At 63.1% G+C, this 24,702-nt stretch carries 26 protein-coding genes; 21 read left to right on the plus strand and 5 right to left on the minus strand.

The window, feature by feature from the left end; translation table 11 throughout:
- Positions 1-33 precede the first annotated feature (33 nt).
- Positions 34-813, plus strand: a complete 780-nt coding sequence (locus R1T40_RS12450; protein ID WP_317384347.1) for an IclR family transcriptional regulator — start codon at positions 34-36, stop codon at positions 811-813.
- A 29-nt stretch (positions 814-842) separates the two neighbouring features.
- On the plus strand, positions 843-2,210 hold the full coding sequence (locus tag R1T40_RS12455; protein WP_317384348.1) for an aspartate aminotransferase family protein: 1,368 nt from the start codon (positions 843-845) through the stop codon (positions 2,208-2,210).
- 138 nt (positions 2,211-2,348) lie between these two features.
- On the opposite strand, the gene R1T40_RS12460 is transcribed toward R1T40_RS12455, so the two are convergent.
- From R1T40_RS12460 to R1T40_RS12470, 3 genes are all read right to left on the minus strand, one after another.
- Positions 2,349-3,095 carry an FkbM family methyltransferase gene (locus R1T40_RS12460; protein ID WP_317384349.1) on the minus strand — a complete coding sequence of 249 codons (747 nt, stop codon included), beginning with the start codon at positions 3,093-3,095 and terminating at the stop codon, positions 2,349-2,351.
- A gap of 125 nt (positions 3,096-3,220) precedes the next feature.
- A complete protein-coding gene (locus R1T40_RS12465) occupies positions 3,221-4,510 on the minus strand; it encodes a glutamine synthetase family protein (protein ID WP_317384350.1) in 1,290 nt (429 codons plus the stop codon).
- Positions 4,511-4,676: 166 nt separating this feature from the next.
- On the minus strand, positions 4,677-5,936 hold the full coding sequence (locus tag R1T40_RS12470) for a cytochrome P450 (protein ID WP_317384351.1): 1,260 nt from the start codon (positions 5,934-5,936) through the stop codon (positions 4,677-4,679).
- A 73-nt stretch (positions 5,937-6,009) separates the two neighbouring features.
- Here R1T40_RS12470 and R1T40_RS12475 point away from each other — a divergent pair, with 73 nt between their 5' ends.
- Entirely contained in the window at positions 6,010-6,720 is a 711-nt protein-coding gene (locus R1T40_RS12475) for a type 1 glutamine amidotransferase (protein WP_317384352.1), read from the plus strand.
- Here R1T40_RS12475 and R1T40_RS12480 read toward each other — a convergent pair.
- Positions 6,717-7,367, minus strand: a complete 651-nt coding sequence (locus tag R1T40_RS12480; RefSeq protein ID WP_317384353.1) for a GntR family transcriptional regulator — start codon at positions 7,365-7,367, stop codon at positions 6,717-6,719. The two genes, R1T40_RS12475 and R1T40_RS12480, sit on opposite strands and share 4 nt — an antisense overlap.
- Before the next feature lie 218 nt (positions 7,368-7,585).
- A complete protein-coding gene (locus tag R1T40_RS12485) occupies positions 7,586-9,394 on the minus strand; it encodes an acyclic terpene utilization AtuA family protein (protein ID WP_317384354.1) in 1,809 nt (602 codons plus the stop codon).
- A 316-nt stretch (positions 9,395-9,710) separates the two neighbouring features.
- Here R1T40_RS12485 and paaA point away from each other — a divergent pair, with 316 nt between their 5' ends.
- The 18 genes from paaA (at position 9,711) to R1T40_RS12575 (ending at position 24,607) form a co-directional block, all read left to right on the plus strand.
- A complete protein-coding gene (gene paaA / locus R1T40_RS12490) occupies positions 9,711-10,703 on the plus strand; it encodes a 1,2-phenylacetyl-CoA epoxidase subunit PaaA (protein WP_317384355.1) in 993 nt (330 codons plus the stop codon).
- Positions 10,700-11,179: a DUF3291 domain-containing protein gene (locus R1T40_RS12495; protein ID WP_106161777.1), complete on the plus strand. Its 480-nt coding sequence runs from the start codon at positions 10,700-10,702 to the stop codon at positions 11,177-11,179. The genes paaA and R1T40_RS12495 overlap by 4 nt, the downstream gene beginning before the upstream one ends.
- Before the next feature lie 43 nt (positions 11,180-11,222).
- Positions 11,223-11,507 carry a 1,2-phenylacetyl-CoA epoxidase subunit PaaB gene (gene paaB, locus R1T40_RS12500; protein ID WP_106161775.1) on the plus strand — a complete coding sequence of 95 codons (285 nt, stop codon included), beginning with the start codon at positions 11,223-11,225 and terminating at the stop codon, positions 11,505-11,507.
- Positions 11,507-12,268 carry a 1,2-phenylacetyl-CoA epoxidase subunit PaaC gene (paaC, locus tag R1T40_RS12505; protein ID WP_317384356.1) on the plus strand — a complete coding sequence of 254 codons (762 nt, stop codon included), beginning with the start codon at positions 11,507-11,509 and terminating at the stop codon, positions 12,266-12,268. The genes paaB and paaC overlap by 1 nt, the downstream gene beginning before the upstream one ends.
- Before the next feature lie 151 nt (positions 12,269-12,419).
- Entirely contained in the window at positions 12,420-12,896 is a 477-nt protein-coding gene (gene paaD, locus R1T40_RS12510) for a 1,2-phenylacetyl-CoA epoxidase subunit PaaD (protein ID WP_317384357.1), read from the plus strand.
- A gap of 12 nt (positions 12,897-12,908) precedes the next feature.
- Positions 12,909-13,991, plus strand: a complete 1,083-nt coding sequence (locus R1T40_RS12515; protein ID WP_317384358.1) for a 2Fe-2S iron-sulfur cluster-binding protein — start codon at positions 12,909-12,911, stop codon at positions 13,989-13,991.
- A gap of 110 nt (positions 13,992-14,101) precedes the next feature.
- Entirely contained in the window at positions 14,102-14,965 is an 864-nt protein-coding gene (locus R1T40_RS12520) for a branched-chain amino acid aminotransferase (protein WP_317384359.1), read from the plus strand.
- A 140-nt stretch (positions 14,966-15,105) separates the two neighbouring features.
- Positions 15,106-15,561, plus strand: coding sequence for a universal stress protein (locus R1T40_RS12525; protein ID WP_317384360.1), 456 nt, complete (start codon positions 15,106-15,108; stop codon positions 15,559-15,561).
- 257 nt (positions 15,562-15,818) lie between these two features.
- A complete protein-coding gene (locus R1T40_RS12530; protein WP_106161765.1) occupies positions 15,819-16,382 on the plus strand; it encodes a NifU family protein in 564 nt (187 codons plus the stop codon).
- Between the two features lie 228 nt (positions 16,383-16,610).
- The gene (gene tsaB / locus R1T40_RS12535; RefSeq protein ID WP_317384361.1) at positions 16,611-17,279 is read left to right on the plus strand and encodes a tRNA (adenosine(37)-N6)-threonylcarbamoyltransferase complex dimerization subunit type 1 TsaB; all 669 of its coding nucleotides are present in this window, start codon (positions 16,611-16,613) and stop codon (positions 17,277-17,279) included.
- Positions 17,272-17,697: a GNAT family N-acetyltransferase gene (locus R1T40_RS12540; protein WP_317384362.1), complete on the plus strand. Its 426-nt coding sequence runs from the start codon at positions 17,272-17,274 to the stop codon at positions 17,695-17,697. The genes tsaB and R1T40_RS12540 overlap by 8 nt, the downstream gene beginning before the upstream one ends.
- Before the next feature lie 6 nt (positions 17,698-17,703).
- Positions 17,704-17,829 (plus strand): hypothetical protein, encoded by a 126-nt coding sequence (locus R1T40_RS12545; protein ID WP_279327821.1) that lies wholly within the window; start codon positions 17,704-17,706, stop codon positions 17,827-17,829.
- Positions 17,830-17,833: 4 nt separating this feature from the next.
- Positions 17,834-18,829, plus strand: a complete 996-nt coding sequence (locus tag R1T40_RS12550; RefSeq protein WP_106161759.1) for a BMP family lipoprotein — start codon at positions 17,834-17,836, stop codon at positions 18,827-18,829.
- A 199-nt stretch (positions 18,830-19,028) separates the two neighbouring features.
- A complete protein-coding gene (locus R1T40_RS12555) occupies positions 19,029-20,558 on the plus strand; it encodes an ABC transporter ATP-binding protein (RefSeq protein ID WP_106161757.1) in 1,530 nt (509 codons plus the stop codon).
- Entirely contained in the window at positions 20,559-21,653 is a 1,095-nt protein-coding gene (locus tag R1T40_RS12560; protein WP_317384363.1) for an ABC transporter permease, read from the plus strand. It begins immediately after the preceding gene.
- A complete protein-coding gene (locus R1T40_RS12565) occupies positions 21,653-22,660 on the plus strand; it encodes an ABC transporter permease (protein ID WP_106161753.1) in 1,008 nt (335 codons plus the stop codon). Before R1T40_RS12560 ends, R1T40_RS12565 begins: the two co-directional genes overlap by 1 nt.
- A gap of 262 nt (positions 22,661-22,922) precedes the next feature.
- Positions 22,923-23,840 carry a sulfite exporter TauE/SafE family protein gene (locus R1T40_RS12570; RefSeq protein ID WP_106161751.1) on the plus strand — a complete coding sequence of 306 codons (918 nt, stop codon included), beginning with the start codon at positions 22,923-22,925 and terminating at the stop codon, positions 23,838-23,840.
- On the plus strand, positions 23,840-24,607 hold the full coding sequence (locus tag R1T40_RS12575; protein ID WP_317384364.1) for a TIGR02186 family protein: 768 nt from the start codon (positions 23,840-23,842) through the stop codon (positions 24,605-24,607). Before R1T40_RS12570 ends, R1T40_RS12575 begins: the two co-directional genes overlap by 1 nt.
- Positions 24,608-24,702 lie beyond the last annotated feature (95 nt).

Genomic DNA, 24,702 nt, shown 5'->3' on the forward strand with positions numbered 1-24,702 from the left:
GAGAAATCTGGCAGATCAGGATTGCGACCACCCATGGGAACCGTCTCCAAAGCACTGAATTTGTTGACCCATTTCAACCACGGGCGGCTGGTGATCGGGCTGAGCGACCTCACGCGCCTGTCCGGCATGAACAAGGCGACGGTCTATCGGCTGATGAGCGAATTGCAGGCGACGGGATTCGTCGAACAGGTCGATGGCGACCGCGCCTACCGCCTTGGCCCGCAAGTGTTGCGGCTGGCAGCACTGCGCGAGGCCAGCGTGCCGATCCTGTCGGCGTCGCGCCGGGTGCTGCGGGAATTGTCCGAGGAAACCGGCGAAACCACCCACCTGTCACTGTTGCAGGGGGACCAGCTCGCATCCCTCAGCCACGCCTATGCGCCGCGCAATGCCACCAAGGTGATGATGGAGGACGCCGAGGTGCTGACCTTCCACGGCACAGCCTCCGGCCTTGCGGTGCTGGCCTTTGCCGATCCGGGCTTTGTCGACGCCGTGCTGGCGCAACCACTGGAGGCGCGCACCGCCCAGACCCAAACCGACCCGGTCGCCATCCGCGCCGAGCTGGCAGCGATCCAGCGCAGCGGGCTGGCGCAATCCATCGGCGGCTACGAGGCGGAGGTGCATTCCCACGCGGTGCCGATCTTTGGCCCGGACCAAGTGGTGCTGGGGGCGCTGGCGGTGGCCGCGCCGACCTCCCGCATGAGCGACGATCAGAAAACCGCCATTCCCCGCGCCCTGCGTCTGGCCGGTCTGGCCCTTACCGAACGTATCGGCGGCGCTTGCCCGCCCGAGTTTCCCACCGACATCGCGGCCTGAGCGCCGCGCCGCGACAAGGAGTCCGCCCCATGACCGCACATCAGCCTGACGCCAATTTCCTGAAAGAACACAATGCCCGCAGCTTGTGGCACCCGATGGCCCATCCCGGCGACAGCCTCGCCAATCCGCCGACCATCGTGACCGGCGCCTCCGGCGTGCGCATCAAGGATGTGGACGGGCATGAGGTGGTCGACGCTGTGGGCGGCCTGTGGAACGTGAACCTCGGGTTTTCCTGTCAGCCGGTGAAGGACGCGATCGCCGCGCAGCTGGATGTGCTGCCCTATTATTCAATCTTTCGCGGCACCACCAACGATCAGGTGATCCAGCTGGCCGAAGAGCTACGGACGTTTTTTGCCCCCGACGGTCTCAGCCGCGCGTTCTTCACCTCCGGCGGCTCCGATTCGGTGGAAACCGCCCTGCGGCTGGCGCGGCAGTATCACAAGGTGCGCGGGGAGCCGTCCCGGGTGAAATACCTGAGCCTGAAGAAGGGCTATCACGGCACCCATTTTGGCGGTGCATCGGTCAACGGCAACGCCAATTTCCGCACCGCTTATGAACCCCTTCTGGCAGGCTGCCACCACATCCCAGCCCCCTATACCTATCGCAACCCCTTCAATGAAACCGACCCGGAGCGGCTGGCGCAGCTCTGTCTGTCCGCGCTGGAGGATGAGATCGCCTTTCAGGGCGCCGGCACGATTGCGGCCTTCATCATGGAGCCGATCCTAGGCGCCGGGGGCGTGATCCCGCCACATGAAAGCTTCATGCCCGGGGTGGCCGAGATCTGCCGCAAGCATGGCATCCTGCTGATCGCGGATGAGGTGATCACCGCCTTTGGCCGCTGCGGCTCCTGGACCGGATCGCGGCATTGGGGTGTGCAGCCGGACATGATGTGCACGGCGAAGGCGATCACCAATGGCTATTTCCCCTTCGGCGCTCTGATGATCTCCGAACGTCTGGTCGAGGTGTTTGAAAAGGATGAGAGTGGCAAGGCCGCCATCGGCCATGGCTACACCTATTCCGGCCATCCGGTTGGGGCTGCGGCGGCGCTGGCCTGCCTGACAGAGACCAAACGGCTCGATGTGCCCACAAATGCGGCGGCGCGCGGTGCACAGGTACATGAGGGGCTGGCGGCACTACAAGAACGTTATGGCCTGATCGGCGACGTGCGCGGTGGCCATGGGCTGATGAATGCGCTGGAGCTGGTCAGCGACCGTGCCACCAAGGCTACCATCGACAAGAAGACCATCAACACCATCCAGGAGGTCGCCTATCAGAACGGCGCCATGGTGCGGGTCTCGGGCCCGAACATCATCCTGTCGCCGCCACTGGTGCTGACCGAGGCGGACGTGAGCCAGATCCTCTCGGCGCTTGATGCAGGCTTTGCGGCGGTGAGCTGACACGGCGTCCGGGCGCCACCGCCTCCGTGCCCAATTGGGGCGCGGAGGCCACCGGATACCATGGCGCGTCCGAAGCCGTTGGCTTCGGGCGCGCATCTTTCGGTGGCGCCGCTGACGCGGCGCGGTCGCGCCTGTGGCTCAGGACACCGCATCTTCGCGAATGCAGGTCCAGACAGTGCGGCTGGAGACATCTTCGATCTTCTGAAAACCACCCTCGCGCAGGATCGTCTTGCAGCGGCGCATGCCCTTGACCTCATAGGCCTCCGGGTGGAATTCGATCACGATGGCGCGGAAGGGGCTGAGATCCATCGCCTCCAGCAGCGCCAGCTCGCCGCCCTCGATATCCATCACCAGCACGGTCGGTTGTAGCTCTGCCACCACCTCGGCCAGATCCACGGTCGGGATCTCAACCACCCGCGAGGGCCGCCCCCCCTCGTTCAGCAGTGAAGAACCCAGAAAGCTGTTGCGCAGGTGAAATTCCATCGTCTCTGGGCGGCCCGCCCCGGCGAAAAGCACCTGATTGCGCAGCTCCACCCGACCGCCCAGCTCGTTCATCTCGTGCAGGGCCGTGATCACCGGCACCAGCTCCGGATTGGCCTCGAAGGACAGCACTTTCTCGGGCCTGGCATTCATCGCGATCACCGCACCCACCACGCCAAGGCCCGCTCCGACCTCCAGCACCCGGTCGTCTTCACGCACCACATGCAGGGCTCCGGCAATTTCCTGGCCCTCATAGCGCGCCGCGTTGATCCGTTCGATCCGCGTCTCGGTCAAGAAGGGTGACTGCGGCACCTTCACGCCAAGGCATGTGGCTGCGACCTCCCGCGTCACCAGCGGGGCTGCATCTGACGTCATCGCTGTCGACGCCACTTCTGTATCAGACATGTTCTGCTCATTTCGCCTGAGTTGATTGTGCCGACACTCTGGCGCTGCCGCGCGCCAAAAAGCAAGCGCAGGCCACAGCGGGCCTGCGCAAGAGCCACTATCTGTGTCTCAGTTCAGACAATCCGTCAGACGAAATATACGTAAAAATCGCGCAGCGCATCCCCTTCCAGATCACGGGTTTTGCGGACCTCTTTCTGTTTCATGTAGACATGGTTGGCGATCAGATCCGGCCCTACGGCCTGTGTCAGCGCGACGTCTTTCTCCAGATCCGCCACCGCGCCCTTCAACGTCATTGCGGTGCTTTCGCGGGTATCCGTGCGGTCAAACCCGTCGCCAGTCTCCATCGGCCCCAGCGCATAGCCCTGCTCCACCCCAAGAAGCGCCGCCTGCAACAGCGCGGCCACCGTGGTGTAGGGGTTCGACGAGGCATCCGCCATCCGATGTTCCAGCCGCGCCTTTGCACCGCCCTCGGAACTGATCCGGGTGGTGACATTGCGATGATCGCCGCCCCAGTTCTGCCAGAAGCCCGACAGGCTGCCGGGTTGCAAGCGCATATAACTGTTGGCGGTGGGCGCGATCAAACCCGCCAAGCCCTTGTGGTGATGCAGAAACCCGGCAAGGCAGCCGCGTGCCAGATCATTCATGTGCTCCGGCCCACCACGCGGCCCGGAGGACAGCGCATTGCCGCCAGCCTCATCGGTGAATGACAGGTTCACATGCATGCCGGAGCCACCGGCCTGCGCCACCGGCTTGGGCATGAAGGTCAGCACGATGCCATATTCCAGCGCAATCTCCCGCGCCATCAGACGGAACAACACGATGTCATCCACTGCCTTCACCGCATCGCCAAAGGTCAGCGTGTATTCAAACTGCGGGCTGTCAAACTCGGCGGTGATCATATCGAGCGAGAAGCCCATCTCATCGGCCATCGCCCAGATCCGGTCATTGAACCGCGACGGGTCCGCAAACGGTCCGGTGCCATAGACCACGCCACCCGGCGCATCATAGGGCACCAACCGGCCATAGTCGTCCGGCTGCAGGGCAAAGGCCTCCAGCTCGATCCCCACCTTGGGAGTGAGCCCCCTGGCCTGCCAGCCCGCCACCGCGCGCTTCAACGCGCCCCGCGGACACAGCGTGAGCAGCTCGCCCGCATCGTCATAGAGATCGCCCAACACGATCTTGGTCGAGGCATGCCAGCTGTCGCGGATCTCCTCGCCGCGCCAACGCAGTTCCATATCCGGCAGGCCCTGTTTCACCATCGACCCCGGCGCATCCAGCAGATCGCGGTCGTAGTGCGTGCCAAAGACGGAGCGGCAGAACCGGGTGTTATCGTCTCCGATCTTGGAATGCGGCAGGTATTTTCCGCGCATGATGCTGAGATGGTCGCAGAAAAGCGCACGCAGGCGGGTTTTCATTTGGCTTCCTTTCCTGTTGGCGGCCTGCGCATCTTTGGCGTGCGTCTTGGCCCAGATTGGGTCCCAACAGAGGGCAGTGGCCGACCTCGGGTGGGTGCGAAGCGCCCTCCCATGGGGGAGGTCGGGCGCTGTCCGGGCGACCGCCCGAACGGGTCTTCTGTTGAGCCTACGCGGCTTCCACCCGAACCGGCAATTCCTTGATGCCGCCGACGAAATTCGAGCGCAGGAATTTATGCGCACCGGCTGGCTCAATGGACTTGATCCGCTTGGCAAGCTCCTGAAACAAAACAGTGACCTCCAGCCGCGCCAGCCACATACCAAGGCAGACATGCGGGCCGAACTGGCCAAAGGACAGATGCCGGTTGGGATTGCGCATCAGGTTCACCCGGAACGGGTCGTCAAAATAGCTGTCGTCGCGATTGGCGGAGATGAACCAATAGAGCAGCTTGTCGCCTTCGCGGATGGTCTTGCCGTGCATCTCTACATCCTGCGTCGCGGTGCGGCGGAAATAGAGCGCGGGCGTCGCCCAACGGATGATCTCATCCGCCGCCGTCTCCCAGACCGCGCCGCCCGCCTGCATCTGCGCCAGAAGCTCCGGCTGATGACACATCGCCTGAATTCCAGCCGCGATGGAATACCGCGTGGTGTCATTGCCCGCCGCCACCAGCAGGCAGAAGAAATTGCGAAACTCGGTTTCGGTAATGACCGATCCGTCGCGGGCCGGCTGCAGGATCATGTTGAGCACGCCCGAGGTGTCGCCCGCCTTCTCCTTCGCTTCCATCAACTCCTTGGCGTAGATGTATAATTCGGCACCCGCCGGAGAGTTGAAGGGCATCATGCGGAATTCATCCGTGTCCATCTTGTCCAGCACATGCGAGGTGAAATCCGGGTCGGTATTGGCGATCAACGCATCGCCTTTCTCCACCAGCCACGGCAGATCCGCATCCGGCAGGCCCACCACGCGCCCCAGCATCCGCATCGGCAATTGCCGGGCGATCTCCTTGGTGGCGTCAAAGGTGCCTTTTGCCAGTGCCGCATCTAAAATTTCGGCGCAGAGGGCGCGGATGTCGTCCTCATATTGCGCCATGGTGGTCTTGGAAAACGCCTTCAGCAGTTTCATCCGCACCTGTGAATGGTCGGGCGGATCGGTTTCCTGAAAGGTGCGCCGCGCGAGGTATTCCTCGTAGGTCTGGTCTTCCATGCGGATGCCGCGCGCCGAGGAAAACACCTCCGTGTTCTTGTTCATTCTGGTGATGTCGTCATAGCGCGTGACCGACCAGAAATTCTGCCCGTCCGGGTAGTCTGTCCAATGCAGCGGGTCATCACGCCGGAGCCGGGCAAAGGTGTTATGCGGCGCACCACCGGCAAAGGCGTCATGGCTCGACAGGTCCACGTATCCATCATCGGTCGGGGTCCAGATCGTCATGGCGGGGCTTCCTTTGGCTTGCTTCACATGTATACTATTAAGCACTGTAAATATGCATATGGGAAGCCTGAACATGCGCATTGCGATTTTGATGACCAATACGGACGACAGCGCCTTTGCACACAGGCACCCGAAAGATGGCGCAAAGTTCACCGCGCTGGTGCAGATGGCGCGGCCCCACTGGTCCTGTGACGTTTTCGCGGTGAAGGACGATATTTTTCCCGAAGATATAAGCCGTTATGACGGGGTGATGATCACTGGCAGCCCCGCCTCCACCCGCTCTGGCGCGCCCTGGGTGGACCGGCTTCTGGCGCTGATCCGGCAGATCCATGATCGCAAAATACCGCTGTTCGGAGCCTGTTTTGGCCATCAGGCGATTGCCCTCGCCCTGGGCGGACGCGTCGACGATCTGCCCGGCGGTTGGGTGCACGGGCGCACCGAGAATCACCTTGTTGCGCGCCCGGAGTGGGCAGCTGAGCTGCCGGATGTGGTCTCAATCTACGGCTCTCACGTGGAATATGTGCACGAATTGCCGAAAGGGGCCGATCCGTTGATGACCCGCGACGGGCACAGCACCGGCTTTACGCTGGGGCGCCATATCGCCACCACCCAACACCATCCGGAAATGACCCATGACTTCATCTGCGCCCTGACCGAAGAGCTGCGCACTGACATGGAGCCCCAAGTGCACGCCCGCGCCCTCGACAGCCTTCAGGAACAGGCCGACCAACCGGCCCTGGCAGAAGCCATCGCACGGTTTTTCGAAGCTGCGCGCGTCGGCTAACCCAAGGCTGCCAGCAGATCCATCACCGTGACCTGATCAAATAGCACATGCGCCTGCATCGCGGCCTCGGCACGATCGCGGTCATGCGACAGGATCAGCGTCGCGATCTCGCGGTGCTCTTGCGCCGATTGCGCAATGGCGCCGGGATAGCGGTAGCGGGCGCGATAATAGGCCATCAGCTTGCGGGCATTGGTCTTGATCATTTCGACCAGAAACGGATTGGCCGCGCCCAGCGCCACGGTTTCGTGAAACACAAGGTTCAGCTGGTAATAGCCGTCCGGATCGCTGTCGCCCTGTTCCGCCGCATGCGCCTCGCAGGCGGTCACAGCCGCCTCCAGCCGGGCGCGCAACGCAGGCGAAATGCGCCGCGCCGCCAGTCCTGCCGCCTGCCCTTCCAGCTGCGCATGCACCTCTTGGATGGCGAGGAATTCCTCCAGCGTCGGCTTGAACAACACCGCCCCCTTGCGCGGCAGGCGGCGGATCAGGCCGAAGGCTTCGAGCTGGATATAGGCCTCGCGGATCGGCGTGCGCGACACGCCATGGCGGCTGGCCAACGCGGCCTCGTCAATCTCCTGTCCCGGCGCCAACCGCCCGGCGTCGATATCCTCGAGGATCGCTGCAATCAGCGTCTCCGTCTGCCCGGCCATGCCCGTCTCCTGTTGCCTGTGTGCCTGCTTACGGCAGCAAGGACAGGCTTGGCAACTCAGGCCGCAAGGGGATGGCCAGAAGACCGCGCAGGCGGACACCGTGGCACGACGGCCTGAGTGTGGAACCGATCAGTTACGGGACAGACACGCATCGGTCGGGCAGTTGCGCGCCAGGACGACGGCGTCTCCAGCCTCCCGTTCGGTCTAAGCAACGCGTGTTACGCGCCACCGGCCCCCAGCAGCGACCAATCTACCAATAAGGGGACGGCAAGCAGCAGCTGCGCAAATCCCTTGCCCTGCGGATCATTGCGCAAGGAGGACGCGGCCCCTCCCTCCAACACGCCGGTAAGCGTGATGTTCATTGCCGACATACCGGGCAGAACGTAGCGCGTGATCTGCCCCTTCGCCAGAACGTGACCAAACACCCGTTCCAGATGCTCCCTATCCAGCCCCGCCCAGATCCAAGACAACTGTTCAGGACGGCGGGCGATCACCCCGATATTGACCATGTCGCCAGTGTCGCCACTGCGCGCAAAGGCCAGCCGGGACAATGGGACGGTCACCACCGGCCCCTTTTTCACAGGTGGTTTCGGCGCTGCATGCGGCGCGGGCAGTTGGTCGCTCTGCTCCACCCCCGTCGCAGGCACCGACACCTTTCGCTCCAACTGCGTGCCGATCCGGACCATCAGTGGCACATCAGATTTTGGCGTCAGGCAGGAAAACAGCGACAGCACTGGCGCAGGGCGCGGACCGCCCCCTACAAACCCGCTGAGACCCGGCGGCGCAGCCATCCCAAGCCCGTTGGCGGCCTTGTGAAAGGTCAGAACTCCGGCGGCGTCCGGATGACGCACCGCCACTTTGGCGACCACTTCGCGCGCAGCCTCACTGCTGCGCAACAGGCCGAACTGGCTCTCGGCGCCAAGGATCTCGACACTGCTTTGCGTGAAGGGCGCCATGCCGCGCGCCGCAAGCTGGGCGGAGGCTCTGGCCAGTGTCGCCTCCGCAAACCGCTCCGCCTTGCGCTCCGCATCCGCGCCATAAAAGGTGAAATACTCCCCGGTGCGAAACCCATTCGCCCAGGCCACGCAGGTCCTGTAGGTGCCGGGTTCACTCCGACCACGCGCGCCCAGCACCTGCACCCTGTCAGGGCCGATCTGCTCCAGCCTCACGTCGGAGAAATCACAGATCACATCCGGCAACACATACTCCCGGGGGTTGCCGATCTGGTAGAGGATCTGCTCGCCCACCGTGCCGCAACTCACAAGCCCGCCGGTCCCCTCGGGCTTGGTCACGACAAAGCTGCCGTCGCCCGCGATCTCGGCAATCGGATAGCCCAGACTTTCGATATCGTCCGCGACCTCTTCCCAATCGGTGAAGGTGCCGCCGGTCGCCTGCACGCCGCATTCCAGCACATGCCCGGCGAGGCTGCCGCCCGCGAGGTAGTTCAGATCCCCCTTGGACCAGCCGAAGTGATGGATCGCCGCCGCCAATGTCAGGCTGCTGCCCGCGCAGCCGCCGGTGATGATGATATCCGCACCCTCTTCCAGCGCCGCGACAATGGGCAGCGCGCCATGGTAGGCGGTGATGCTGGCGATGGTCTCGGTTGAGGGGAACTGCGCGCCCGTGTGAATGTCACGTGGTGCCTCAGCTGCCATCTGTTGTGCCCGCGCCGTCAGGTCGTCGCCGGTGATCACCGCCACCCTGAGGGCGAGCCCGGCACGGTCTATCGCGGCCTCCGCCGCCGTCGCGCACGCCTGCGGGTTCATACCACCCGCGTTGGCGATGACCGTCACCCCCTGACGGGCAATCTGCGCAAGGTTTGGGGTCAGAGCATCGTGAATGAACGCCGCGATATAGCCGGACTTCGCCTCGCGCGCCCGCGCTCTGGCAAGATGTGCCATCGTTTGCTCAGCCAGGTAATTATAGACCAGAACGTCCAGATGACCTGCCGCCAACACCTGTGACGTGGCCTGTGCGTCGTCTCCCCAGTAGCCACAAGCCCCTCCGATACGCAGAATATTGTCCATTTCAGCCAGCTTGCAGCCCCTTCCACTCAGAATTGCAGACAGGGCATGGCGCGTTCGCGACTCACCCCCAGTCTTCCATCATGGCCGAGACGACACGGCCGAGTCTCGAAACCGCTGCAAATTGCCAGCTTTTACGGTGTGATAGCGGTCGGGTGACATGCCCACCCAGCCATGCGTTACACATTTTCACAAATGTGACTATTTCGGTTACATTTGACTTGAGCCGAATCGCACGGAGGCCTAGATTAAGGTCAGACGGACAGATCCAGGTCCGGCCTTTGCCAAGTTATTCGGGTTACAACCGGAGGAGCCAGCCATGTACGCGCAGATGGTCAAATCGACCGGCACGGGAGTGCAATCCCTTGACGAGATGAGCCCTGAGGACCGCGCCTTTCAGGAGCGTATTGACGCGGGCGAGAAGATCGAACCGAAGGACTGGATGCCCGACGGCTACCGCAAGACGCTGATCCGCCAGATCGGCCAGCACGCCCATTCCGAAATTGTCGGCCAACTGCCCGAGGGCAACTGGATCACCCGCGCACCGACGCTGGAACGCAAGGCGATCCTCTTGGCCAAGGTGCAGGACGAGGCGGGCCACGGGCTCTACCTCTATTGCGCGGCGGAAACGCTGGGCATCTCGCGCGACGAGATGACCGAGATGCTGCTGGACGGGCGGATGAAATATTCGTCGATCTTCAACTACCCGACGCTGACATGGGCCGATATGGGCGCGGTGGGCTGGCTGGTCGATGGTGCAGCGATCATGAACCAGGTGCCGTTGCAGCGCACGTCCTTTGGCCCCTATTCCCGCGCCATGATCCGCGTCTGCAAGGAAGAGAGCTTCCACCAGCGTCAGGGCTTCGACATCATGATGAAGATGGCGCAGGGCAATGCTCAACAAAAGGCGATGGCACAGGATGCGCTCAACCGCTTCTGGTATCCGGCGCTGATGATGTTCGGCCCCTCCGACAAGGACTCGGTCCATTCAGCGCAGTCGATGGCGTGGAAGATCAAGATGAACACCAATGACGAGCTGCGTCAAAAGTTCGTCGACCAGACCGTACCGCAGGCAGAATACCTTGGCCTGACTGTGCCGGACGAAAACCTCAAGTGGAACGAGGAAAAGGGCGGCTACGATTTCTCCGAACCCGATTGGGAGGAGTTCTTTGAGGTCATCAAGGGCAACGGCCCCTGCAACACCGACCGTCTGGCGGCCCGCAATAAGGCTTGGGACGATGGTGCCTGGGTGCGCGAGGGCATGATGGCGCATGCCGCCAAGAAACGTGCCCGCAAGATGGCGGCGGAATGATGCATCTGGCAGAAATCAACATTGCCCGACTGAAACATGACGCTGACGATGATCGCGTTGCGGACTTCATGAACGCCCTCGATCTGGTCAACGGCATCGCCGAACGCAGCAAAGGCTTTCAATGGCGCCACATTGATGAGAGCGGCAATGCCACCGAAACACGGGTCATGAATGATCCGCGCGTCATCGTGAATGTTTCGGTCTGGGATGGGGTAGAGGCGCTTGAGACATTTGTCTGGGGCACGGTGCATCGCCAGTTCTACCAGCGTCGCGAAGAATGGTTCAACGTATTGGACAGCATGCATTTTGCCATGTGGCACGTTGAGCCGGGCAGACGCCCCACCGTCGATGAGGCCATGGCCCGGTTGCAGCATCTGAACACCCACGGCGACAGTGACCATGCGTTCGGCTGGAGCCACCTGCCCGCCGCCACCCGTTGGCGCAGCGCGCGTTGCAGCGCAGTCGCCGCCGAATAGCAAAAGACCGCAGATTTTGCCCCCGATCAGGAGGACCCCCCACATGAAAACCGAATGGCCCCTTTGGGAAATCTTCATTCGCGGCCAGCATGGCCTCAGCCACCGTCACGTCGGCAGCCTGCATGCGCCCGACGCGGAAATGGCGATCAAGAACGCCCGCGACGTCTACACCCGCCGCAATGAGGGCGTGTCGATCTGGGTGGTCGAGGCAGAGCAGATTACCGCCTCCTCACCCTCGGAAAAAGGCCCGCTCTACGAGCCCTCCGAAAGCAAGGTCTACCGCCACCCGTCCTTCTACGACATTCCTGATGACGTGGGGGCGATGTGATGTCGCGCGACGCTGCTTTTTATGAATTCCTGCTGCGGATGGGGGACAACACGCTGATCCTCGGCCACCGCGTCAGCGAATGGTGCGGCCATGCCCCGGTGCTGGAAGAGGACATCGCGCTGGCCAATACTGCGCTCGACATGATCGGTCAGACCCAGATGTGGCTCGGCCTCGCGGCAGAGGTGCAGGGCGAGGGCAAGACCGCAGATGATCTGGCCTTCCTGCGCGACGCCTGGGACTTCCGCAATCTGCTGCTGGTCGAAATGCCAAACGGCGATTTTGGCCAGACCCTGATGCGGCAGTTCGTGTTTGATGCGTGGCACGTTCTGCAGCTGCGGGCGCTAACTCAGTCTACCGATGAACGTGTCGCCGCAATTGCCGCCAAATCGGTGAAAGAAGCGACCTACCATCTGGACCGCTCTGCCGAGACCGTGGTGGCGCTGGGGGACGGCAGCGAGGAAAGCCATGCGCGGATGCAAGCCGCGCTTGATTACCTCTATCCTTACGTGGGCGAGATGTTCCTGACCGACGCAGTGGATACAATGCTGGCCGAGGCCGGAATTGCCCCCGATCCCGCGAGTTTGCGTGCGGAGTTCGATGAAACACTCGCCCGTGTTTTGGGCGAGGCAACTCTGACACTCCCCGAAGCTCGCCGCGCCCGTGGTGGTGGCCGTGATGGCAAGATGCACACCGAACACCTCGGGCACCTGCTGACCACCATGCAATGGATGCAGCGCGCCTATCCGGGAGCGACGTGGTGATGTTTTTGCTGCCCTGTCCTTTTGCCCAGAGGGCCACGTCCGGCCCGGCGGGGTGGGCGGGGAACGCCCGCCCCGTGGGGGGCGGGTCAGACTGGCAGTCTGCCTCCGGCATGGGCGTGGCCCGGCCTATCGGCCGGACCGGAGGTTCATCGTGACCGACACGCAATCCAACCAGCCCTCTCTCGCGCAGATCTGGGAATGGCTCGACGCGGTGCCCGATCCGGAAATCCCGGTAATTTCCCTCGTCGACCTCGGCATCGTGCGCGATGTGCAGTGGAGCGATGACGGACTCATCGTCACCCTGACGCCCACCTATTCCGGCTGCCCGGCGACCTCGATCATTCGTCTGGATGTGGAAACCGCGCTGGCCGCCCACGGGGTTGAGCGCGTGGAGATCAAGACCCAGATCGCCCCGCCCTGGACCACCGATTGGCTGTCGGACAAAGGCCGCGCCCGGCTGGAGGAATACGGCATCGCGCCCCCCTCCCCCGCTGGCGGCCCCGACCACTGCCCGCGCTGCGGCAGCCCCGATGTGACCCGCGTGAGCCAGTTCGGCTCTACCCCCTGCAAGGCCCATTGGCGCTGTACCGCCTGCTTGGAACCTTTCGACTATTTCAAATGCATCTGAGGAGGCTCGCTGATGACCCGCGCGCAGGCCCGCTTTCACCCGCTCGAAGTCACCGACATCAAGCACACCATCCGCGACGCGGTGGTGCTCACGCTGAAGCCCGCCAATGGCGCCGCGGCTGAGTTCGACTTCACCCAAGGCCAATACCTGACCTTTCGCCGCGATTTCGACGGAACCGAGCTGCGCCGCAGCTATTCGATCTGTGCGGGCAAGGAAGATGGCGTCTTGCAAGTCGGCATCAAACGGGTCGATGGCGGCGCCTTCTCGACCTGGGCCAATACCGACCTCAAGGTGGGCGACACGGTCGAGGCGATGCCACCGCAGGGGCGGTTCTTCACCGATCTCGACGCGGCTGCCGAAAAACACTACCTCGGCTTTGCTGGTGGCTCCGGCATCACGCCAGTGCTGTCGATCCTGAAAACCACCCTGCAGGCTGAACCTCAGTCCCGCTTTACGCTGGTTTACGCCAACAAAGGCATCAACTCGATCATGTTTCGCGAGGAGATCGAGGACCTGAAAAACCGCTACATGGGGCGTCTGTCGGTGATCCATGTGCTGGAAGCCGACGCGCAGGAGGTGGATCTCTTCACCGGCCTGGTCACCCAGGAGAAATGCGCCCAGCTGTTTGAGCGCTGGGTTCCGATCCAAAGTATCGACACCGCGTTCATCTGCGGGCCCGAGCCGATGATGCTTGGCATTGCCGAGGCACTGCGCACGGCGGGCCTCTCGGACGCGCAGATCAAGTTCGAACTCTTCGCCTCCAACCAGCCCGGACGTGCTGCGAAAAAAGCCGCCAGCGGAAATGCTGCCGCCAGCGCGCCGGTCACCGCCGCGATCACGCTGGATGGGGCCACCCGCTCGGTGACGCTGGATCGCAATACCAGCGTGCTAGAAGCGGCATTGGACAACGCCATGGATGCCCCGTGGTCCTGTCGCGCCGGCGTCTGTTCCACCTGCCGCTGTCGGGTGCTGGAAGGCGAGGTCGAGATGGCCGCCAACCACGCGCTGGAGGATGACGAGGTCGCCAAGGGCTTTGTGCTGTCGTGCCAGTCCTACCCGCTGACCGATCACCTGGTGGTCAGCTACGACGAATAACACGCGCAGGAGCGGAACGGACACGAGGCGGCATTGGCTCTGGACCTTGCCGGGCCCGCCGCATAACGTCCCGATCGTATCCAATCCGCATTCCCAGATCCGAGGTTCCCATGGCTGTCGGCAAAACGATCCGCACCTATTTCAACGGCCAGTGGCACGACGGCGATGTGCCGATCATGTCCGCCGCAGACCACGCCGCCTGGCTCGGGTCCTCCGTGTTTGACGGCGCGCGCTGGTTCGATGGCGTCAGCCCCGACCTCGACAAACACTGCGCCCGCGCCAATGCCTCGGCCGAAGCGCTGATGATGGCTGCCACGGTTCCCGCCGATCAGATGGTCGAGATCACCCGCGAGGGCCTGTCCGGGTTCTCCGCCGACAGTGCGGTCTACATCCGCCCGATGTACTGGGCCACCGAGGGCGACCAGACCCTGATTGCCCCCGCCCCGGAGGCGACGCAATTCGCGCTCTGCCTCGAAGAAATCCCGATGCCCGCCGAAGCCGCTTCCGCCACGCTCACGCGGACCAGCTTCTGCCGCCCGGTGCTGGAATCCTCGGTGGTCAATGCCAAGGCTGGGTGCCTTTATCCCAACAACGCCCGCATGCTGCGCGAGGCCCGCGCCAAAGGGTTCACCAACACGCTGACCTGCGACGTGATGGGCAATGTGGCAGAAACCGCCACCGCCAACATCTTTATGGTCAAGGACGGTGAGGTCTTCACCCCGATCGCCAATGGCACCTTTCTGTCGGGCATCACCCGCGCGCGCCACATCAGCAACCTGCGCGCCGATGGAATCACCGTGCATGAATGCGTGCTGACCTATGCGCATTTCGAGGCGGCGGATGAGGTCTTCACCTCCGGCAACATGTCCAAGGTCACCCCGGTCACCGCCTTTGATGATGTCACCTACCAGCACGGCCCCATCACCCGCCGGGTGCGCGAGATGTACTGGGACTGGGCCAAATCCGGCCACTGACCCACAGCCGCGCGACCACAGCTACAGCAGCGCCCCTGCCAGATCATCTGTGCGGATGCGACACATCGCACCCGCACAGATCTATTGCGCGGGGTGGTTGCATCGGCCAATATGCTTCGGACACGACAGCAGAGGTTTTAATGCGCAAGTTCCTGGTCGTCCTCGACGACAGCCGCGAATGTCTGAACGCCATGCGTTTTGCCGCCATGCGCGCCGCCAACACCGGGGGAGGCGTGGTCATTCTTTCGGTCATTCCTCCGGATGAGTTCAACCATTGGATCGGCGTTGGTGAAGTCATGCGCGAGGAAGCCCGCGAACGCATCCATGCCCATTTCGAGGTCTTCGCCAAATGGATGCGCGACCGGCAGGGCGTCGATCCGGAACTGGTGATCCGCGAGGGCGAGGTCGTCCCCGAAATCCTGGCCCAAATCGAAGCGGACCCCGAAGTCGGCATTCTGGTGCTTGGGGCCGCCAGCGACCGCAAGGGGCCTGGCCCGATCGTCACCCAGCTGACACGGACAGCGGGCTCCCTGCCCTTTCCGATCACCATCGTTCCCGGCGACATGTCGAAAGAACAGCTGGAAGCCATCACCTGACGGCCTTCAACGCGCTCAAACATAGCCTGTTGCCACCAGCGACGGTCGCCCAGAGCCCCACATCGCAAACCTGCGCAACACCAGAGGTTTGCGCCTGTTACATCCCTTGCGTCGTGATCTGACGTGCCCAACTGGTGCGGATGCCTTGCAATTCGCACCGCAGCCGCTAATTTAGAATCATTCCAAAACTTGACAGACCCCGGTCGGGCGCGCATATGCACTACACACGCACCAGGCCAGCCTGACGGAGAACCGAGATGTTTATCCAGACCGAATCCACGCCGAACCCGGCGACCCTGAAATTCCTGCCCGGCCAGACTGTTCTGGACGCTGGCACCGCTGATTTCCCCTCAGCCGAGGCCGCCGCGAAGTCGCCTCTGGCGCAGCGTATCTTTGCCGTGAGCGGCGTCACCGGCGTCTTCTTTGGCAATGACTTCGTGACCGTCACCAAAGACGATTCGATTGAGTGGGATCACATCAAACCCGCCGTGCTTGGCGCTGTGATGGAGCATTACCAATCCGGCCAGCCGGTGATCGACGAAGGCGGCCAGCAGGCCTCCGGCCATGCCGAACACACCGGCGAAGACGGCGAAATCGTCAATCAGATCAAGGAACTGCTGGACAGCCGCGTGCGCCCCGCAGTGGCACAGGATGGTGGCGACATCACCTTCCACGGTTTTGACCGCGGCGTTGTCTATCTGCACATGCAGGGCGCCTGCGCCGGCTGCCCGTCATCGACACTGACACTGAAGATGGGCATCGAGAACCTCTTGCGCCACTACATCCCCGAAGTGACCGAGGTGCGCCCGGTCGCCGTCTGAGGCACCGCACGCTCCGTTCAGACCTCCGTCAGCGTGGCGGGGCGCAGCTTACGTTTCGCGCCCTGCCACGCAAAGCATATGACGCAGTCGTTGACGACGCACGGGCACGCGGGTCGATCCCCCCTGTCGGATCGTCTCTCGGCGCATCTGCCCGGTGGCTTGCCACAGACCGGAAGCTCTGCCAAAGACTTCCTACCCGCAGCCACCGACAACAGCGATTGACCCGAAATGCCCTCTGACGCGCCCCTGATCCTGGGATTTGATACCTCCGCCCCCCATTGCGCGGTGGCCTTGCTGCGTGGGACTGAGATCCTGGTCCAGCATCAGGAGGACATGGCCAGGGGTCAGGCCGAACGGCTGATGCCCCTGCTGGAAGAGACACTCGCCGAAGGCGGCGCCACCTGGGCTGACCTTGACGCGGTCGCCGTGGGCATCGGCCCCGGCAATTTCACCGGCATTCGCATTTCCGTCTCTGCCGCGCGCGGTCTGGCGCTGGGGCTGGGCGTGCCTGCCATTGGCGTCTCCAGCCTTGAGGCGCAGGCCTTTGGCACCGCAGGTGTCGTGGTCTCCAGCCTCGATGCCCGACGCGAGGGGCTTTATGTGCAGGTGTTCGGAACGCTAACCGGATCACAGCCCGGCCACTGCACACTCGACACGCTGCCGTCAGATATTCCCGCAGGCGCAGAGCCGACCTGCCTCGGCCACCGTGCTGAAGAGGTCGCGGCCCTTTGCGCGGGCACTGTCGCGACAGCGCGCTACCCGGTGGCCGAGGCCATCAGCCGCGTGGCCGCCACCCGCCTTGGCCGGGTTGACGTGCCGCCCCCGGCGCCGCTCTATCTGCGCGAGGCCGATGCCGCCCCCTCCCGGGACACGCCGCCCGCGCTTCTGGATGACTGAGAGCCGCAGCCCCAACGCGCTCGCCGCGACCCATGCGGCGGCCTTTTCCCAGTCACGCCCTTGGTCCGCCGAAGAATTCGCCGACCTTCTGGCCGACCGCTTCACCTATCTCACGGGGGATGCACGGGCCTTTGCAGTTGTGCGCGAGGTCGCAGGCGAGGCAGAGCTTCTGACCATCGCCACCCATCCGGATCACCAGCGCCAGGGCCGTGCCCGACAGGTGATGGCGGACTGGATGGCCAAGGCAGCAGAACGTGGGGTCGAGGATGCTTTTCTTGAGGTCGCACAAGACAATACCGCCGCTCAGGCGCTATACTCCACTTGCGGATTCGGCCTTGTCGGGATTCGAAAGGCCTATTATCCGCGACCAGAGGCGGCAGCGGCGGATGCTTTGCTCATGAAACGCGTGTTTCCCTAAGGAAAGATGCTGTTTTTCGACCGGGTGGTCAAAAAAATGTTGACCCAGGCCGAGCGCAAGAGGCTAAATCGCTCCACCTTTTCGAACGGACACGCCCGCCACGCGGGGCAGAAAAAGAAAAACTGGGAGTAACTGAATGACCCTGATGAAATCGCTCATGGGCGCGGCAGCAGCAGTCGCGCTGACAGCGGGCGCGGCTCTGGCCAACCCGGCGCTTATTTTCGACCTTGGCGGCAAGTTCGACAAATCTTTCAACGAGGCCGCCTATAATGGCGCCAAGCGTTGGGCGGATGAGACCGGCGGCAAGTACCTCGAGATCGAAATGAAGTCCGAAGCCCAGCGCGAGCAGGCGCTGCGTCGCTTTGCCGAATCCGGTGCCAACCCGATCATCACCACCGGCTTTGCCATGAGCGCCCCGCTGGCCGATGTGGCCGGTGACTATCCGGACACCAAATTCGTCACCATCGACGGCTGGGTCGACGCCCCCAACGTGCATGTGGTCAGCTTCTCCGAGCACGAAGGCTCCTTCCTTGTGGGCATGCTGGCAGCCGAAGCGTCCGAATCCGGCACCGTTGGTTTCATCGGTGGCATGGATGTTCCGCTGATCCGCAAATTCGCCTGCGGCTACGCGCAAGGCGTCAAAGCCGTGAACCCGGATGCGACCGTCATTTCCAACATGACCGGCACCACCCCGGCGGCCTGGAACGACCCGGTCAAAGGCTCCGAGCTGACCAAGGCGCAAATCTCTCAGGGCGCGGACGTGATCTATGCCGCGGCTGGCGGCACCGGCGTGGGCGTTCTGCAAACCGCCGCGGATGAGGGCATCCTGTCCATCGGCGTCGACAGCAACCAGAACCACCTGCACCCGGGCAAGGTTCTGACCTCCATGCTGAAGCGCGTTGACGTCGCGGTTTACAACATCCTCAAGGATGGTGCGGACCTCGAAGTGGACAAGATCACCCTCGACCTGGCTGACAACGGCGTCGGCTACGCGATGGATGACAACAACGCCGATCTGATCACCGAAGAGATGCAGGCCTCCGTCGAAGACGCAAAGGCCAAGATCATCGCCGGTGACATCGAAGTACACAACTACGCCAGCGACGACAGCTGCCCGGTTCTGAACTTCTGATCGACATGATCCGCGCCCCGTTCGCCCATGGCAGTCCAGCCCGGCGAGCGGGGCGTTTGCATATGGCCCGGAGGTCGCGCCGCGCGTGTCCTCCGGGTTTGGTTTTTCCCGTCCCGGTCCTCTTCTTATGAGATCATAACATGCAGTCTGAATGGGCTGCATCCGGATGAACCGGCGATGAGGTGACAGGGGAGCCCCGATGACGGCACCAGCAATCGAACTCAAAGGCATTTCAAAGGCCTTTGGCCCAGTCCAGGCGAACAAGGACATTTCCATCAGCGTTGAACCCGGGACCATCCACGGGATCATCGGTGAAAACGGCGCGGGCAAATCCACGCTGATGAGCATTCTCTACGGGTTCTACAAGGCCGACAAAGGCGAGATCTGGATCAAGGGGACCCGCACGGAAATCCCCGACAGCCTCGCCGCCATCTCTGCCGGCATCGGCATGGTGTTCCAGCATTTCAAGCTGGTCGAGAACTTCACTGTTCTGGAAAACATCGTGCTCGGCGCCGAGGATTCCGGCCTGCTGATGCCCTCCCTCTCCCGTGCTCGCAAGGAGCTGAAGGAGCTGGAGGAGGAATACGAGCTATATGTTGATCCCGACAAACGCATCGACGAGATCGGCGTTGGCATGCAGCAACGGGTCGAGATCCTCAAGGCGCTCTACCGCAAGGCGGAGATCCTGATCCTCGACGAGCCCACCGGCGTTCTGACCCCGGCGGAGGCCGACCAGCTGTTCCGCATCCTCGACCGGCTACGCTCGGAAGGGAAAACCATCATCCTGATTACGCATAAACTGCGCGAGATCATGGAATATACCGACACCGTCTCGGTGATGCGACGCGGCCAGATGACCGCCACCGTGAAGACCGCCGAAAGCAGCCCGGAACAGCTTGCAGAGCTGATGGTGGGCCGCAAGGTGCTGCTGCGTGTGGACAAGGTTCCCGCCACCCCCGGCAAGCCGATCCTGGAGATCGAGAAGCTCTCCGTGGTGGACAGCGCCGGGGTACAGCGGGTGAAGGACATCGACCTCACCGTGCGCGCGGGCGAAATCCTAGGAATCGCAGGCGTGGCCGGCAATGGCCAGTCGGAACTGCTGGAGGTGCTCGGCGGCATGCGCGAGGGCACCGGTGCCATTCGCATCAACGGCCAGCCCCTGCCCCTGTCCGGTGCCGGGTCCGACGCGCGGTCGCGGCGTCACGATGGCATCGCCCATGTGCCGGAGGACCGCCAGCGTGAAGGCCTGATCATGGATTTCCACGCCTGGGAGAACGTCGGCTTTGGCTACCACCGGGAACCGGAATACCAAAAGGGCCTGTTCCTCGACAACGCCGCCCTGCGCGCCGACACCGCCGCCAAGATGGAAAAATTCGACGTGCGCCCGCCCAATCCCTGGCTGGCGGCCAAGAGCTTCTCCGGCGGCAACCAGCAGAAAATCGTGGTGGCACGAGAGATTGAGCGCAATCCCGACCTGTTGCTGATCGGCCAGCCGACTCGTGGCGTCGATATCGGCGCCATCGAATTTATCCACCAGCAGATCATGGCGCTGCGCGACCAGGGCAAGGCGATCCTTCTGGTTTCGGTGGAGCTGGAAGAGATCCTGTCGCTCAGCGACCGGGTTGCAGTGATGTTTGACGGTAAGATCATGGGCGAACGCCCCGCGGATCAGACCGATGAAAAAGAACTCGGCCTGTTGATGGCCGGCGTCGCGGGGGAGGCCGCGTAAATGGAAAAGATGCCTAAATGGGCCGATGTGGTGCTGATCCCGGTGATCAGCCTGCTGTTGGCCGCGATAATCTCCGCAATCGTGATCCTGCTGATCGGCGAAAGCCCGATGGAGGCGCTGGACCTGATGGTCACCGGCGCGCTGGGGTCCACCTACGGCTGGGGCTACACGCTCTATTATGCCACCAACTTCCTGTTCACCGGCCTTGCGGTGGCAGTGGCGGCCCATGCCGGGCTGTTCAACATCGGCGGCGAAGGACAGGCAATGATCGGCGGCCTCGGGCTGGCGATTGTCTGTCTCTACATCCCCTTTCCGCATTGGTCGATCGCATTGATGGTCGCAGCCGTTGGGGCCGGTCTCTTTGGGGCAGCCTGGGCGGCGATCCCGGCCTATCTGCAGGCCAAGCGCGGCAGCCACATCGTCATCACCACCATCATGTTCAACTTCATCGCGGCAGCGGTGCTGAACTACATGCTTGTCAGCGTGCTGAAGCCCAAGGGCGCGATGGACCCGGCCACGGCGAAGTTCCCCGAAACCGCACAGCTGCCCTCGCTGCACGAGATCCTAGCGCCGCTGGGCATAGAGTTCTCCAAATCCGCTCCGGCCAATGTGACGCTGTTCGTCGGCCTCGCCGCCTGTGTGGTGATCTGGGGACTGATCTGGCACACGCCGCTCGGCCATGAGATCCGCGCCCTCGGCAAATCCGAGCGCGGCGCGGTTTACGCGGGCATCTCGCCGGTGCGCACGGTGATGATCACCATGCTGATCTCTGGCGCGCTCTGCGGCTTGATGGCCACCAACAACGTCATGGGCGAGGCCGAACGTCTGGTGCTGAACGCAACCGAGGGCGCCGGCTTCATCGGGATCGCGGTGGCCTTGATGGGCCGCAACCACCCGTTTGGGGTGTTCCTCGCGGCGATCCTGTTCGGGTTCCTCTATCAGGGCGGCGCCGAGCTGGCGCTCTGGACCAATATCCCGTCCGAGCTGATCGTGGTCATTCAGGCCTTGGTGATCCTCTTTACCGGCGCGCTCGACAATATGGTGCGCATCCCGATCGAGAAGATCTTCCTCGCCTTCCGGAAGGAGAACGCCTGATGGATTTCCTGACCCTGATCCAGGTGCTCGACAGCACCGTGCGCATGGCGACCCCGCTGCTGCTGGCCTGTCTGGCCGGTCTGTTCTCCGAACGTGCGGGCATCTTCGACATCGGCCTTGAGGGCAAGATGCTGATGGCGGCGTTCTTTTCCGCCGCCGTCGCCGCCGTCACCGGCAATGTCTGGCTTGGCCTTTTGGCCGGGATCGGCTCCTCCATGCTGCTCTCCGGCCTGCATGGTCTGGCCTCGATCACCTTCCGCGGCAACCAGCTGATCTCCGGCGTGGCGCTCAACTTCCTCGCCTCCGGTCTGACGGTGCTGATTGCCGAAAGCTGGTTTCAGCAGGGCGGCCGCACGCCGTCGCTGTTCACCAAAGGGCGCTTCAACGGGATCGAGCTGCCCTTCGCCATCGGCCCCTCCGAGGCCGAGGCCGCCGACCGACCGCTGAGCGAGCTGATCAAAGAAGCCAACGTGATCCAGCAGCTCTACTCCGAGCTGATCTCCGGTCATTCCATCCTGGTCTATGTCGCCGTTCTGGCGGTGCCGCTGACCTGGTGGATCCTGTTCCGCACCCGCTTTGGCCTGCGCCTGCGGGCGGTGGGCGAAAACCCCGCCGCGGTCGACACCGCCGGTGTCTCCGTGCGTGGCCTGCGCTTTGCCGCAATCGGCATCGCGGGCGTGCTCTGCGGTATCGCCGGGGCCTATCTCGCCACCGGCCTGCAGGCGGGTTTCGTCAAGGAGATGACCTCCGGGCGTGGCTATATCGCGCTGGCGGCGCTGATCTTTGCCAAGTGGCGGCCTTGGCACGCGCTTGGCGCCTGCCTGCTGTTCGGCCTGCTGCAAGCGGTGGCCCTGCGGTTCCAGAGCATCCAGCTCGGTGGCGTGTCGATCCCCGTGCAGGTGATGGACGCCCTGCCCTATATCCTCACCGTGGTGATCCTTGCAGGTTTTGTCGGCAAGGCAATCCCACCGCGCGCCGGTGGCCAGCCCTACGTCAAGGAACGCTGACACCTGCGCCTGAGAGACATTGATTGAAAACCTGGAACGCCCGGCCAATAGGTCGGGCGTTTTGGTTTGCGCCGCATCTGTGCCCGTCCGCCCCGCCCTTCTGTAGCGCCTTCGCCTCAGATCAGTGCGCGACGGGGTTTTTCTTTCACAGGCAGTCGCTTTCAAAATCTCCCTGTTCTACACTTCATGAAAACCCAGCCTCGTGAACGCTGCACAGCAGCATCCTAGTGTTTCACCCGCCAATAAAAGACTATTCAGGGCCATGAACATTTACCTCCCCATCGCCGAAGTGGCCGTGAACGCGTTCCTCATTCTGGGACTGGGCGGCATGGTTGGCGTGCTGTCGGGCATGTTCGGGGTGGGCGGTGGTTTCCTGCTGACGCCGCTGTTGTTTTTCATCGGCATCCCGCCTGCGGTGGCGGTGGCGACAGGGGCCAATCAGATCGTGGCCTCCTCGGTCTCTGGCGTGCTGGCGCATCTGCGTCGCCGCACCGTGGACCTGAAGATGGGCGCTGTGTTGCAGGCCGGAGGGCTGATCGGCGCAATCGCCGGGATCGCGATTTTCAACTACCTGAAATCATTGGGACAGGTCGATCTGTTCGTCACCCTCTGCTACGTGGTGTTCCTTGGGATCGTCGGCGGTTTGATGTTCATCGAAAGCGTCAACGCCCTGCGTAAGTCCAAGCGCGGCGCTCCGCCCAAGCGCAAGCAGCGCGGCTGGGTGCATTCACTGCCCTTCAAAATGCGGTTCCGCACCTCGGGTCTCTATATCTCTGTCATTCCGCCGGTGGCTGTGGGGGTCTTCGTGGGGATGCTGACCGCGATCATGGGGGTCGGTGGTGGCTTCATCATGGTGCCGGCGATGATCTACCTGCTGGGGATGCCGACCAAGGTCGTGGTCGGCACCTCTCTGTTCCAGATCATTACCGTGACCGCAGCCACAACCATGATGCATGCCATCACCAACCAGACGGTGGACATCGTACTGGCGGTGCTGCTGCTGGTCGGTGGCGTCATCGGCGCGCAGTTCGGCACCCGCATCGGCACCTTGCTGAAGGCAGAGCAGCTGCGCATCCTGCTGGCACTGCTGGTCATCCTCGTCTGCGCCAAACTGGCGCTGGACCTGCTTCTGGAACCCAGCGAGATCTACTCGTTGAACCCGATCAGGGAGGCCAACTGATGTCCCCCCTGCGCCTGTTGTTCCTATCCGTCTGGTCCATCGTGCTGGCGACATATGTCAGCGCCGAAGAGGTCGTGCTCGGTCTCAGCCAGGACCGTGTCGCCATCACAGCCACCTTTGACGGCTCTGAGATCCTGATCTTTGGCGCGGTGAAGCGCGAAACCCCCATCCCGACACAGGCGCCGCTGGAGGTGGTGGTCACCGTATCCGGCCCAAGTGAACCCGTGATGGTGCGGCGCAAGGAACGCGAGCTGGGGATCTGGATCAATACCGAAGGCGTTGTCGTCGATTCCGCGCCCAGTTTCTACGCCGTGGCAACCTCCGCCCCGTTCAAAGAGGCGCTGAGCGATACCGAGGATCTGCGCCACAAGGTCTCCATCCAGCGCGCGATCCGCTCTGTGGGCTCCACGGTCGAAGGGTCGCAGGCCTTTACCGAGTCGCTGATGCGGATCCGTGAGAACAAGGGGTTCTACACGCTGCAGGAAAACGCGGTTGCCCTGGATGAACAGACCCTGTTCCGCACGGCGCTGCGCATGCCCGCAGACCTGATCGAGGGCAAGTATCAGACCCGGATCTTCCTGACCCGCGCGGGTCAGGTGGTCTCGCAGTATGAAACGGTGATCGAGGTGAACAAGGTCGGGATGGAACGGTTCCTGTTCAACCTTTCGCGCGAACAACCCGCCATCTATGGCCTGCTGGCGCTGCTGATCGCCGCGATCTCCGGCTGGGGCGCCGCCGCCGGGTTCCAGCTTTTGCGCGACCGCTGATCCCGGACGCCGCCGCGCCCATGCGTAAGTACGGGCGCCCGGCCCAACCGGAGGCCAGGTGCCGTCAGGCGCAGGGTAAACGGGCGGGAGCGCCG

Origin of the sequence: Tritonibacter scottomollicae, assembly GCF_032924845.1 — a bacterium.
GTDB lineage: Bacteria > Pseudomonadota > Alphaproteobacteria > Rhodobacterales > Rhodobacteraceae > Epibacterium > Epibacterium scottomollicae.